15 protein-coding genes are annotated in these 12,509 nt (G+C 66.9%); 4 read left to right on the top strand and 11 right to left on the bottom strand.

The window, feature by feature from the left end:
* The first annotated feature begins 99 nt into the window (after window positions 1-99).
* From AC07WJ_RS36650 to AC07WJ_RS36640, 3 genes are all read left to right on the top strand, one after another.
* A complete protein-coding gene (locus AC07WJ_RS36650; protein ID WP_494939684.1) occupies window positions 100-603 on the top strand; it encodes a DUF411 domain-containing protein in 504 nt (167 codons plus the stop codon).
* A gap of 181 nt (window positions 604-784) precedes the next feature.
* Window positions 785-1,555 (top strand): response regulator, encoded by a 771-nt coding sequence (locus tag AC07WJ_RS36645; protein WP_494939683.1) that lies wholly within the window; start codon window positions 785-787, stop codon window positions 1,553-1,555.
* Window positions 1,552-2,898, top strand: coding sequence for an ATP-binding protein (locus AC07WJ_RS36640; RefSeq protein ID WP_494939682.1), 1,347 nt, complete (start codon window positions 1,552-1,554; stop codon window positions 2,896-2,898). Before AC07WJ_RS36645 ends, AC07WJ_RS36640 begins: the two co-directional genes overlap by 4 nt.
* Before the next feature lie 41 nt (window positions 2,899-2,939).
* Here the strand turns inward: AC07WJ_RS36640 and AC07WJ_RS36635 are convergent, their stop codons facing one another.
* From AC07WJ_RS36635 to AC07WJ_RS36615, 5 genes are all read right to left on the bottom strand, one after another.
* A complete protein-coding gene (locus tag AC07WJ_RS36635; protein WP_494939681.1) occupies window positions 2,940-6,056 on the bottom strand; it encodes an efflux RND transporter permease subunit in 3,117 nt (1,038 codons plus the stop codon).
* Window positions 6,053-7,480 (bottom strand): efflux RND transporter periplasmic adaptor subunit, encoded by a 1,428-nt coding sequence (locus tag AC07WJ_RS36630; RefSeq protein ID WP_494939680.1) that lies wholly within the window; start codon window positions 7,478-7,480, stop codon window positions 6,053-6,055. Before AC07WJ_RS36630 ends, AC07WJ_RS36635 begins: the two co-directional genes overlap by 4 nt.
* Complete coding sequence (locus tag AC07WJ_RS36625; protein WP_494939679.1) at window positions 7,477-7,884, bottom strand: FixH family protein; 408 nt, start codon at window positions 7,882-7,884, stop codon at window positions 7,477-7,479. Before AC07WJ_RS36625 ends, AC07WJ_RS36630 begins: the two co-directional genes overlap by 4 nt.
* Before the next feature lie 88 nt (window positions 7,885-7,972).
* A complete protein-coding gene (locus AC07WJ_RS36620) occupies window positions 7,973-8,329 on the bottom strand; it encodes a hypothetical protein (protein WP_494939678.1) in 357 nt (118 codons plus the stop codon).
* Window positions 8,330-8,421: 92 nt separating this feature from the next.
* Window positions 8,422-8,667, bottom strand: a complete 246-nt coding sequence (locus tag AC07WJ_RS36615; protein WP_494939686.1) for a GDCCVxC domain-containing (seleno)protein — start codon at window positions 8,665-8,667, stop codon at window positions 8,422-8,424.
* A gap of 196 nt (window positions 8,668-8,863) precedes the next feature.
* On the opposite strand from AC07WJ_RS36615, the gene AC07WJ_RS36610 reads away from it, so the two are divergent.
* The gene (locus tag AC07WJ_RS36610) at window positions 8,864-9,301 is read left to right on the top strand and encodes a MerR family transcriptional regulator (RefSeq protein ID WP_494939677.1); all 438 of its coding nucleotides are present in this window, start codon (window positions 8,864-8,866) and stop codon (window positions 9,299-9,301) included.
* Between the two features lie 107 nt (window positions 9,302-9,408).
* On the opposite strand, the gene crcB (AC07WJ_RS36605) is transcribed toward AC07WJ_RS36610, so the two are convergent.
* The 6 genes from crcB (AC07WJ_RS36605) to AC07WJ_RS36580 form a co-directional block, all read right to left on the bottom strand.
* Window positions 9,409-9,804, bottom strand: coding sequence for a fluoride efflux transporter CrcB (gene crcB / locus AC07WJ_RS36605; protein WP_494939676.1), 396 nt, complete (start codon window positions 9,802-9,804; stop codon window positions 9,409-9,411).
* Between the two features lie 22 nt (window positions 9,805-9,826).
* Window positions 9,827-10,219 (bottom strand): fluoride efflux transporter CrcB, encoded by a 393-nt coding sequence (crcB, locus tag AC07WJ_RS36600; RefSeq protein WP_494939675.1) that lies wholly within the window; start codon window positions 10,217-10,219, stop codon window positions 9,827-9,829.
* Window positions 10,220-10,255: 36 nt separating this feature from the next.
* The gene (locus AC07WJ_RS36595; RefSeq protein WP_494939674.1) at window positions 10,256-10,636 is read right to left on the bottom strand and encodes a DUF190 domain-containing protein; all 381 of its coding nucleotides are present in this window, start codon (window positions 10,634-10,636) and stop codon (window positions 10,256-10,258) included.
* A 132-nt stretch (window positions 10,637-10,768) separates the two neighbouring features.
* Window positions 10,769-11,344 (bottom strand): tyrosine-protein phosphatase, encoded by a 576-nt coding sequence (locus AC07WJ_RS36590; RefSeq protein ID WP_494939673.1) that lies wholly within the window; start codon window positions 11,342-11,344, stop codon window positions 10,769-10,771.
* Window positions 11,345-11,459: 115 nt separating this feature from the next.
* The gene (locus AC07WJ_RS36585; RefSeq protein ID WP_494939672.1) at window positions 11,460-11,669 is read right to left on the bottom strand and encodes a hypothetical protein; all 210 of its coding nucleotides are present in this window, start codon (window positions 11,667-11,669) and stop codon (window positions 11,460-11,462) included.
* Entirely contained in the window at window positions 11,666-12,415 is a 750-nt protein-coding gene (locus AC07WJ_RS36580; protein ID WP_494939671.1) for a COG4280 domain-containing protein, read from the bottom strand. The genes AC07WJ_RS36585 and AC07WJ_RS36580 overlap by 4 nt, the downstream gene beginning before the upstream one ends.
* Between the last annotated feature and the right edge of the window lie 94 nt (window positions 12,416-12,509).

Genomic DNA, 12,509 nt, shown 5'->3' with positions numbered 1-12,509 from the left:
CCCCCCCCCCCCCCCCCCCCCCCCCCCCCCCCCCCCCCCCCCCCCCCCCCCCCCCCCCCCCCCCCCCCCCCCCCCCGGCCGGCATTGGAGAATAGCAAAATGACGCCGAAGGACGGAAACGGCCCGATGACGATCACCCGCCGATCTTTTCTTGCGGCCCTTCCGCTGGTCGCCGGTGCTGGCATCCGCGCGGTTTCGGCCGCCGAAAGGCCCGTCGTCGTCATGCACAAGGATCCGTCCTGCGGCTGCTGCGGCGCCTGGGCCGATCACATCGCGACGGCCGGGTTTCCGACGAGAATCATCGAGGAAACCCGGATCAATGCCGTGAAGGCCCGGCTCGGCGTGCCCGCCGCGCTGTGGTCGTGCCACACCGCCGAAGTGGATGGCTACATCCTCGAAGGCCATGTCCCAGCCGCCTCACTCATCCGCCTCCTCGCCGAACGGCCGGCGATCCGCGGCCTGGCGGTTCCCGGAATGCCCGTGGGATCGCCGGGCATGGAGGTTCCGGGCGTGGTGGCCGACACCTATGACGTCATGGCTTTCGGCGCCGACGCCCCCTCCGTCTTCATGCGCTTTCACGGATCGGCTCCGATCCGCGGCTGAATGGACGCCCCCCGCCGGGCGTCGATGCGCGACCGATGCGGCTTCTCGCCGGCGGCGGCACCGCGTGGCCCGAAACGACAGGGCCCTGCCGAAACAATTTGTAATGAGCCAGAAACGCCGCTGAGATCTACGCTACTTATGAATTTTGCGATGAAACCTCGGATCACTGAGTTCGTCGCCGATGATCTCCTCGCAAACGAATAACGGCATTGCCGCCGGCACCGCCTCGGAACCCGGCAGCGGCGCCCACATCCTGCTCGTCGACGACGACGGCCAGATCCGCCAATTGGTCGCGAAATTTCTGCGGGCGAACGGCTTCAAGGTCAGCGCCGCGCGCGACGGCTACGAGATGCGGGAGGTCGTCGCGCATACCACCGTCGACCTCGTCATCCTGGATGTCATGCTGCCGGGCATCAGCGGCTTCGACCTGTGCCGCGAAATCCGCGCCCAATCGCAGACCCCCGTGGTCATGCTGACCGCCAAGGGCGACGAGACCGACCGGATCGTCGGGCTGGAAATCGGCGCCGACGACTATCTCGCCAAACCGTTCAATCCGCGGGAATTGCTGGCCCGCATCAATGCGGTACTACGCCGGAGCTTCGGCCCGCGCGAAAGCGAGCCCGGCGCGCGGTCGCGAAAATATGCTTTCGAGGGCTGGACGCTGGACACGCTCCGGCGCGATCTCATCAATCCGGAAGGCGTCATCATCGAACTGACCAGCGGCGACTATGATCTCCTGCTGACCCTGCTCGAGGCGCCGCAGCGCGTGCTGACCCGCGAGCATCTGCTGGACGCCGCGCGGAACAGGACAACGAGCGGGTTCGACCGCAGCATCGATGTCCAGATCAGCCGCCTGCGGAAAAAGATCGACGAGGCGGGCGGCGCCCATTCGATCATCAAGACGGTCCGCGGCGTCGGCTACATGTTCAGCCGCTCGGTGAGACGCGAGTGAAAAATCTGCTCAATTCGATCCCCGGGCGGACGATCCTCGTCCTACTGGTCGCGATCGGTGCCCTGCACGTCGCAAGCCTGTGGACCTATCAGGCCGCGCTTCAGGCGGAACTGACCTCCAACAACGACGCGCGCCTGGCCGAGCGCCTGGTATCGATCATGCGCACGGTCAAGCAGGCCCGCCCCGCCGAACGCGAGCAGACCGCGCATGCGCTGGCTGGCGGCCCGTTCGACGTTCACTGGAGCCTCGCCGAGCACGCCGTTCCCGGTGGCAGTGAGGTCGCACGCCTGGACGGGCTGCGCGGACGGCTGATGACCGTCGCGCCGGAACTCAATGGCGGCAATCTCGTGATCGGGACCAGCGCCAAGCTGCGCGATGACGAGCATATCGCGATGATCTCCATGCAACTGCCGGATCAGAGCTGGGTCAATGTCAGCGTCGTCTCCGTGCGCGACCTGCCGATATCGAGCCACGGCACGATCTATTCGACCTCGCTCATGGCCGGCGGTCTCGTGCTGGTCGCCATTCTCCTGCTGGGCTGGCTGACCCGGCCGCTGAAACGCTTCGCCGATGCCGCGCTGCAGTTTTCGGCGGGTGCCGAAGTGGTCAGGGTCGCCGAGGCGGGACCGACCGAGGTCAGGCAGCTGGCGGCGGCGTTCAATATCATGCAGGTCCGCATCAAGAAGCTCATCGACGACCGCAGCCAGACGCTGGCGGCGATTTCGCACGACCTGAAATCGCCGCTGACACGCCTGCGCTTTCGCGCCGAGGACGTCGCGGACCCGGAAACCCGATCCGATATCGAAGCCGATATCGGCGAGATGGAAACAATGATCGAAGGCGCCCTGGCCTTCCTCAGGGGCGACCGCTCGGATGAACCGATGCGCCCCGTCGACCTGGTCTCGCTGGTCGAGGCGATCGCGACCGATTTCGACGAGATGGGCAAGCCGACAAGCGTCTCGGCGCCGCCTGCCGTCGTCATTCTCGGGCGCAAGCTCGCTCTCAAGCGGGCCCTGACCAATATCATCGAGAACGCCATCAAATACGGTGACCGGGCGGATATCGACCTGTCGAGTGACGGGACAACCGCGAAAGTCGTGGTGACCGACCAAGGCCCAGGCATCGAAGACAAGGACAGGGAGATCGTCTTCGCGCCCTTCCACCGCCTCGAATATTCGCGCAACAAGGAGACCGGCGGCGTCGGTCTCGGCCTCACCGTCGCCCGGTCCATCCTTCGCGCCCACGGTGGCGACGTCGTCCTGTCGGATCGGTCCGCCGGGGGCTTGTCCGTGATCGTCACGTTGCCGTCGCCGCCATCGGCGCCGGCAATTCACCAGGCCTAGGGCGGCCGGGCCCAGGCTTCGCCGCCTTCGATCCGTCGCCCTCAAGGCTTGTGCAACCGCCACCCCTTGATCAGGCCGTAGATGGCTGGGATCACCAGCAGCGTCAGCACGGTCGACGAGATCATGCCACCGATCATCGGCACGGCGATCCGTTGGATGACCTCGGAACCGGCCCCGGTGCTCCACATGATCGGCAGCAGACCGGCGATGATGGCAACGACCGTCATCATCTTGGGGCGCAGGCGCTCCACGGCCCCCAGCATGATGGCCTCATGCAGGTCCGCCTTCGTGAAGCTGCGTCCTTCGGCCAGCCGCTTCGCCCTGACCTCTTCCAGCGCATGATCGAGGTAGATCAGCATCACGACGCCGGTCTCGGCCGCGACGCCGGCGAGCGCGATGAAGCCGACGATGACGGCGACCGACAGGTTGAACCCCAGCGCCCACATCAGCCAGACGCCGCCGACCACCGCGAAGGGCAAGGACAGCATGACGATCAGCGTTTCCGTGAGCGAGCGGAAGTTCAGGTAGAGCAGCAGGAAGATGATCATCAGCGTGACCGGCACGACCACCTGGAGACGGGCCGCCGCACGCTCCAGATATTCGTATTGGCCGCTCCAGATCACATAGGCGCCAGGCGGAAACCGGATGCCGGCCTGCACCGCGGCCTGCGCATCGGCGACATAGCCGCCGAGATCACGATCACGAATGTCGACATAGACATAAACAGCCAATTGGCCGTTCTCGGTGCGGATCGTGGTCGGGCCGCGCGACAGCGATATGCCGGCGACCTCGCCCAGCGGCACCGCCCCGCCCGCTGGCATGGGCACCAGCACGTCGCGCGCGATCGCCTGGGGATCACTCCGCAAATCCCGGGGGTAGCGGACATTCACCGCGTAGCGTTGACGGCCTTCGACGGTGGTGGTCACGGTCTGCCCGCCAAGCGCGGTCGCCACCACGTCCTGGACGTCCTGGATCATCAGGCCGTAGCGGGCAAGCGAGGCACGATCGGGCACGATGTCCAGGTAGTAGCCACCGATGACGCGCTCGGCATAGGCCGAGGACGTGCCGGGCACGCTCTTCAGGACCCGCTCGATCTGGCGCGCCAGCGCTTCGATCTCCTGGAGATCATTGCCGATGACCTTGACGCCGACCGGCGTGCGGATGCCGGTCGAGAGCATGTCGATGCGCGCCTTGATCGGCATCGTCCAGACATTGGAGACACCGGGGAATTGCAGCGACCGGTCCATTTCCGCGATCAGGCCGTCCAGGGTCATGCCCGGCCGCCATTCCAGCTTCGGCTTCAGGTTGATGATGGTCTCGAACATCTCGGTGGGGGCGGGATCGGTGGCGGTCGACGCCCGCCCCGCCTTGCCGTAGACCGACGCCACTTCTGGAAACGACCGGATGATCCGGTCCTGGGTCTGCAGCAGTTCGGCCGCCTTGGTGATCGACAGGCCTGGCAGGGTCGTCGGCATGTAGAGCAATGTCCCCTCGTTGAGATTGGGCATGAACTCCGAGCCGAGTTGGCGGGCCGGCCAGGAGGTCACCGCCAGCACCGCGAGCGACAGCACGATCACCAGCGTCTTGGCCCTGAGCACGCCCTTGATCAGCGGGCGGTACAGCCAGATCAGCACGCGGTTCACCGGGTTCCGGCGTTCCGGCATGATCCTGCCGCGCACGAAGATGATCATCAGCGCCGGCACCAGGGTGATCGACAGAACCGCCGCGGCGGCCATGGCGAAGGTCTTGGTGAAGGCGAGCGGGCTGAACAGCCGCCCCTCCTGTGCCTCCAGCGTGAAGATCGGCGCGAAGGACACCGTGATCACCAGCAGCGAGAAGAACAGCGCCGGCCCGACCTCGGACGCCGCCTTGATCAGGATCTCGACGCGCGCGCTTGCCGGGTCGGCGCGCTCCAGATGCTTGTGGGCGTTCTCGATCATGACGATCGCCGCATCGACCATGGCGCCGATGGCGATGGCGATGCCGCCGAGACTCATGATGTTGGAGCCGAGGCCGAGCAGCTTCATCGCGCCGAAGGCCATGAGAACGCCGACCGGCAGCATGAGGATGGCCACCAGCGCGCTGCGGACATGCATGAGAAAGAGGATGCAGACCAGCGCCACCACCACGCTTTCCTCGAACAGCGTGGTCCTGAGCGTCTGGATGGCCGCATCGATCAGTGTCGAACGATCATAGACCGGCACGATCGCAAGCGATGCCGGCAGGCTGCCCGCAAGCTCGGCGAGGCGCCGCTTCACATTGTCGATGACATCGAGCGCGTTGACGCCGAAACGCTGCAGCACGATGCCGCCGGCGACCTCGCCCTCGCCGTTCAATTCGGTGAGGCCCCGACGCTCGTCCGGGCCGAGCTCCACCCGCGCCACATCGCCGAGGCGCACCGGTGTGCCACTCGCCGTCTTGAGCACGACCGCGCCGAGATCCTCGACGCCTTTCAGGTAACCTCGGCCCCTGACCACATATTCGAACTCGGAGAGTTCGACGGTGCGCCCACCGACGTCCGCATTGCTGGCGCGAATGGCCTCGCGCACCCTTTGCATGGGGATGCCGAGGTCGCGCAGGCGCTGCGGGTCGAGCACCACGTTATATTGCCGGACGAAACCGCCGACGCTGGCGACCTCGGCGACCCCTTCGGCCCTGGCAAGCCCGAACCGCAGGGACCAGTCCTGAACCGCGCGTGTCTCGGCGAGATCAAGCTCTCCGGACGTCAGGGCATATTGGTAGACCCAGCCGACTCCGGTCGCGTCCGGTCCGAGCGTCGGCGCGACACCGGCCGGCAACCGCGCCGCCGCCCCGTTGAGAAACTCGAGCACACGCGCGCGCGCCCAATAGATATCGGTGCCATCCTCGAAGATGACATAGACGAAGGAGACCCCGAAGAACGAGAAGCCACGCACCACCTTGGAGCGCGGCACGGTCAGCATGGCCGTGGTCAGGGGATAGGTGACCTGATCCTCGACCACTTGGGCGCCCTGGCCCGAATATTCGGTGTAGACGATCACCTGGGTGTCGGAGAGATCGGGAATGGCGTCGAGCGGCAGGTGACGCAAGGCATAGAGGCCACCGGCGACCGCGAAGGCGGTGCCGATCATGACCAGCATCAGATTGCGTGCCGACCAGGCGATGATGCGGGCGATCATGGCTGGGCCCCCGCCCCGGTGAAGCCTCGGAGCGCTGCCCGGAGATTGCTCTCCGCGTCGATGAGAAAATTGCCTGTGACGACCACGCGCTCGTCGACCCTGACGCCCTCGCGGATCTCGACATAGCCGCCGCCACGCGCGCCGAGCTTCACGTCACGTGGCTCGAACCGCCCCTCCCCCTTGTCGACGAAGACGACCTGACGGCTGCCGCTGTCGATCACCGCGCTGTCCGGCACAGCCAGAACCGGTTGCTGGCTGCCGATATCGACCTCGGCGTCGACATACATTCCGGGCAGCAAGGCGGTATCGGCATTGGGCAGCTCGACCCGCACGCGGACAGTGCGGGTCTCCCGGTTGATCTGCGGGTAGATGACGCCGATCACCCCGTCGAAAACCCGCCCAGGATGAGCGCGGGCTCGGACAGCGACCGGCTGGCCGACGGCAAGACTGGCGAAATCGCGCTCGGCGACATCGATCAGCGTCCAGACCACCGAGACGTCGGCCAGCCGGAACAGGACGTCGCCAGGCTGGACCCGCGTTCCCTCGACGGCATTGCGTTCGAGCACGATGCCGTCGCGTGGTGCCGACCAATCGATGGCGAGGGGCGCTGCGCGCGTCCGCTCGATGGTCGCGATGACGGCCTCGGGAACGTCGAGATTCATCAACCGCTGGCGCGAGCCGCGTCCCGCACTTGGCGGCGGCCCGACCTCGGCCGGGCCCCGCAGCTGGGCGGCATAGTCGGCCGCCGCGGCAGAGATCGCGGGGCTGTAGACCTCGATCAACGCCTGGCCCTGGCGCACCCGGACACCGGTCGTCACATCCGCGACCCTCTGGATCCAGCCCTCCGCACGCAACGAGATCACGGCGATCCGGCGCTCATCGAGCTGGATCACGCCCGGCGCCCGGATGGTCATCCGGACGACCCGCGGCCCCGCCGGTTCCGTCCTGACGCCGCTACGCTGGATTCGACCCGGCGTGAGCCTGATCGCCCCGCCATCGCCGTCATCACCCTCGTAGACAGGGACATAGTCCATCCCCATCGGGTCCTTCTTGGGCACTGGCGAAGTGTCCGGCAGGCCCATGGGATTGCGGTAGTAGAGGGCGCGTCGGCTCGCCCCTCCGGATGGCGGCATCGGCGCGGCTGCCGGCGCCTCCTCCGCCGGTTCGAAGCTGAGATCCTGTCCCGCGAACACAGCTCGGAAATCTCGACCGTCCGCCGCCTTCCTCGGTGTCAGCGAATAGAACGGCCGACCATCGGGATCCTGGTAATAGATCACGGTCCTTTCCGACTGAGCCAGCGCGGGCCTGATCACGCTGGCGACGCTTCGCGTCCGCAACGGCTCCGGCAGGCCAGCCACAAACCCGCCTAACCCCGCCACCCCGAAGGCAGCGAAGGCGGCAACGGCCCAAAGGCGGCGGCTCATCGCCGGGCTCGAATGATCAGCCGGCTCTCGACGGTGCCGGTCTCGCCCTGGACCTTGGCGCCGAGCGACAGCAGCCATCCGCCGGCCATGCCGACATTGGCCCTGAACCGATAGGTTCCCGGCTCCCCGCCGGGCACCGGCGTCACCGGGGTCGCCATTTCCTGCATGCCATCGGGCGTCATATCGAGGCGGGTCGCGAAGATCACCGCATCCGGGACGGGACGGCCGGTCGTCTTGTTGATCAGCCGGACCGCGATGACCGTGTTCGGCCCGGTTCGCATCGTCGTTTCGACAAGCTGGAATTCGTAGTCCTCGACATCGGCGAAGGCCGGTCTGGCCGAGCCGATCATGGCGAGACCGATGAGCGCCGCCGCGAGGGCGCGCGTGGGTTTGAACGTGTTCACGGTGACATATCCTCAAAGCCTGAGCGGCCGTCGCAGACGGCACGAACCATCACCGCGCGACGCGAGCCGCGCGGCAGGGACCGGCGCGTTACGCCGGCAGGCTGAGGCTTCGAGGAGGGCGTGGCGGCGGCGGATCGCCGCGGTCGTCCGGGCGGCCGTCATTGATCGGCGCACCGTTCCGCGAAAGGCTCCATCCCGGATGCGAGATGGTCGCCTCGGTCGGCATGCCCTGGAAAGTCTTGGCGAGACAGAGGCCGATCAGCGGGCACTTCTGGCAGTCGCCGGAAAGAGGCGACGGCGGACAGCACGGCATGTCGGCCGCCATGCCGGCCCCGGCATCAGCTGGCGTCGTGGCCACAGCCGCAGACGCACCCATCGGCGCGAGAGCAAGTCCCGCGACGACAAGAACAGCCAACAATTGGCGAAAGATGCGAAATTCGACCACGGCCGAAATCTCTCACAAGCCCGGCTTCGATGAAAGATGGCCGCCATCACGACCGCGTGGCCCCCCGGCCTCCGGCTCGGCGAGGGCCGTTCCTAGGTCTCGTGCGGCGGGCTTGGCCCGCAGCAAGCCGGACCGCTCGCTCCCGCCGACCGTGCTGCCTGAATCGGTGGACAGGGAACATCCCCATAGGAACAGAACACGCAGCAGTCACCAGGCTTCGGCTTCAGCAGCACGCCGCAGCCCCCGCACGCATAGAAAAACTGGCAGGCATCGGTCGGCATCGTTTCCGTCGCCTGATGGCCGCAGTCCGGACAGGTGATGGTGGATTCCAGTTGCATCGGCATCACCTGACTGTCCGGACGGCGATTGTCTCGGAACATGGTCCCCACAGCAGCGCGAGCGTGGCGCACGCCGTTGCGAATGCGAGGCTCCCCTGCCCGGTCGTCTCGGCGATGTCGCCAAGGGTCATGCCTGGTTCTCCCTGTCCTACCGTGGCATCCTGCATCCCGTAGTCGCTACGGGTTCAAGAGGACAATGATCACAGGGATGCGCGGCATCACCATCGGACAACTCGCCAGGGCGGCCGGGGTCAATCTTGAAACCGTGCGCTATTACGAGCGCATCGGCCTGATGCCCGCGCCTGCTCGCACCGGGGGCGGGCACCGCGCCTATGATGGCGAGCATGTCCGGCTGCTCGCCTTCATCCGGCACGCGCGGGACCTCGGCTTCGGTATCGACGACGTCCGCGCGCTGCTGGCGCTGCGCGACCCCAGCCACCGGTCATGCGCCGAGGTCAGGACGATAGCCGGCGCCCATCTCGCCAAGGTCCGCGCCAAGCTTGCCGACCTCGCCAGACTGGAAGGCATCCTGGCCGGGACGATCGCGCAGTGCAGCGGCGAGCCCTCGCCACCTTGCCCCGTGCTCGACATGCTCGACCCGCGAGACCAGATGCCCCGAACTCCTGCGCCGTGAACCCAGGTCGGCCGTCCTTCGAGCCCGCTTCGGCCGCACGTGACCGTGCGTATCGGGCTCCACGCCCCGGCATATTGGGCGGGCTCCGGGCGGCCCATTCGCCGGCGCTACCGGTTGATCCGCGCCGCCAATGCGTAGCCAACCCACGCGGCGGCAAGCGACAGGCCGACGACCGTCACCAGATAGATCGCGGCGAACGCCAGGTCGCCTTCGAGCAGCAGGATGAAGGCATCGAGGCTCATCGCCGAGAAGGTGGTGAAGCCGCCGCAGAGGCCCGCCATGACGAATTGGCGTCCCGCCGCGCCGACAAGCAACCGGCCGTCCGGCCCGGTCAGGGTGGCAAAGAACATGATCACGAAGGAGCCGACGACATTGACGAAGGCCGTCGTCAGCAGCGCGCTGAGACCCAGCGCCGAGACGATCAGCACGCCCGACAGGAACCGCAGGAGCGATCCGATGGCCGCACCAAAGCCAACTGCCCAATAGACCGTCACGGCCGGCATCTCCTCTTGGCCAGGGGCAGGTTCAAGCGAGCCATTGCCTGACCGTCCAGAATCCCATGGCGACCGCCAAGACGCAGAGGCCCGCCGACAGGGCGATGTTGAAGACCGCATGCCGGCGCTCGCCGGCAAGCGCCAGGTTGAGCGTCTGCAGGCAGAAGGACGAGACGGTGGTATAGCCGCCGAGCACACCGACAACCACGAAATCGCGGAACAGGTCGCCGGCAAAGACCCCGCCATGGAAGCGCGCGAGACCCGCCGTCACGCCGATCAGGAAGGCGCCGGAAACGTTGACGGCCAGCGTGCCCCAGGGAAAGGTCTCACCGACACGGCGTCCGACAATGCCGGACAAGGCAAAACGCGATACGCCGCCGAGGAAGCCGCCGACCAGAACCAGGAAACAGGCGGCGACGCTCATGGTGGCAGGGATCCCGGATAGCTTGCGAAGGGGCCGTCAGCGCCCCGCCTCGCCCTCGATGGGCGGAGCGGGAGAAAGGCCTGAATCGTCTTCGCCATAACGGATCACGGTGACCTTTTCGAGCGTGATCAGGCAGCTCTGCGTGAGCTTTCGCAGAATCGGCAGGAAGGCCTGGATCTTCGCTTCGGTATCGACGATCTCGATCACGATCGGCAAGTCCTGCGACAGGCGCAGGATCTTGGCGGTGTGGAGCACGCTCGACCGACCGAAGCCGAGGGGGCCACGCAGCACGGTGGCACCGGCCAGATGCGCTTCGCGAGCCCGCAGAACGATCGATTCATAGAGCGGCCGGCCATCGTCCCGGTCGTCCTCGCCGATGAAGATCCGCAATAGCGCGGCCATTTCAGGGATCTGCATGAGAACCTCCGCGCGCAAACACAATAGGGAAGCGCCGCTCGGCGGGAGAAGTGTCAGCCAGCGGAACCACGCTTCTCGAAATGCCAGTCTGCCGCGTTCGGCCGGTTCCGCAAGGCCGTCGAGCGAATGGCCTCATTTCGGCTCTCGCGCCGCGCCTGGTGAGGCCGGCCGATGCGCAACTTGGCTTGCCACCCGCCAGAAGGTCCGGTCCATGGCGCCGGTGCGGCTGGTGAGCCAGGGGAAATGGCCATAACGGAACGACAGCTGCCCATCCGCCTCCGCCGCCGGTCGGCGCATGTTCAGCAAGCTGTAGAGCGCCGAGGCCAGCCCAGACCGGTCTGCGCCAGCCTCGCAATGGATGAGCAGAGGTCGTTCCGCCGAGCCCAGGACCTCGATCAGCGCAGCGAGCAGCGTCTCGTTCGGCTCGACATTGGCCGACATGGGCAGGCTGACATGCCGGGCGCCGGCCGCCCGGGTCACCGCCACTTCGCCATCGTACCACGGACGCCCGGCATTCTCGCCGCGCAGATTGATGACGGTCCGAATCTGCTTGTCGTGCAGGAGAGCTTCCAGTTGAGACGGCGACAACTGGCCGGAGCGGTAGGCTCGCCCAGCCTCGATCTCGTGGACATTGCCGGTGAGGCGGAGATAGCCGGCCCAGCCACCGGCGCCCGCGGCCGCAAGCCCGACGACCGAAACAGCAAGCATCAGCACAGATCGCCAGAGCGGCCAGGTTCGAAAGCCACTCATGATGCGCCCCTCGGCGCGCTGGAAGGCGCAACCGCCGAGCCCCCGCCCTGGGACCTTGGTCTGCCTCGCCATTTCAAGACTTGCCGCGCGCATTGAGCGCGCTCGACATCAACACGGCAATCGAGCCGGCAAGCAGCACGCCGCCGACGACGAGCGGCGGCGCCGTCAGCCAGAAGGCGAGCGCCGCGGCGAGCGCCACGACCATCAGGACGGCGATGGCCAGGAATTCGTCATCGATGAACATGCCGACGAATTCTCTGACGATGAGGGACAGCAGGTTCATCGGGCAAGCTCCAGGCTGGGCCGGCGGGCGAGCCGCACGGTGCCGAGGCCGACGGCAAGGAACACGAGGGCGAAGCCGAGAATGGCGAGATCGTGCCCAGGCCAGGAGACCCCCAGCCCTTCGCCGGTCCAATAGACGCCGAAAGCGGCGAGCATGATGCCGACACCGAATTTGAGGGTGTTTTCCGGCACGCGGGCAAGCGGCCTGTGCACGATGACGCCGATCGCCAGCACCAGGGCGCAGGCGGCCAGCGCCCCTAGGCTCGCCGGCCAGAGCAAGCCGCGGCCGGCACCGACCGCCACGACGATGAACACCACTTCGATCCCCTCCAGCACCACCGCCTTGAAGGCCGTGATGCCGGCGATCCAATCGAGGTGCTCGCGACCGCTGCCGGCCGAGCCGCGGAGCGTGGCCGTCTCCTTGGCGAAAGCCGCCGTTTCATCGTGCAGCGCGATGATGCCGGCCGAACGCAGGATCGCCTTGCGCAGCCAGCGCAGGCCGAACAGCAGAAGCAGGACGCCGATGACCAGTTGCAACGCGTGCAGGGGAACCTGATCGAGCAGCGGTCCGAGCACCACCACCAGCACGGCCAGAAAGGCGAGCCCCACGCCGGTGCCGATCAGCGCCGGCCGCCAGCCGCTGACGGTGCCGACGGCGAGCACGATGGTGAAAGCCTCGACGACCTCCACCATGGAACCGAGAAAGGCCGCGGAAACGGCGGGTGCGGCGGTGGCCCAGGCAATCATGAGAGATCTCCGCTCACGCGATGCTTGCGATCATGAGGCATGCCCCCGCGGTGTCGCCATGCTGGCAATATCGCGCGAGAGCTGTCACGCTGGC

It is taken from the genome of Phreatobacter sp. GW821-FHT04C01 (assembly GCF_059420385.1).
The sequence above is the reverse complement of the archived record's forward strand: the minus strand, read 5'-3'. Positions and strand labels throughout refer to the sequence as shown.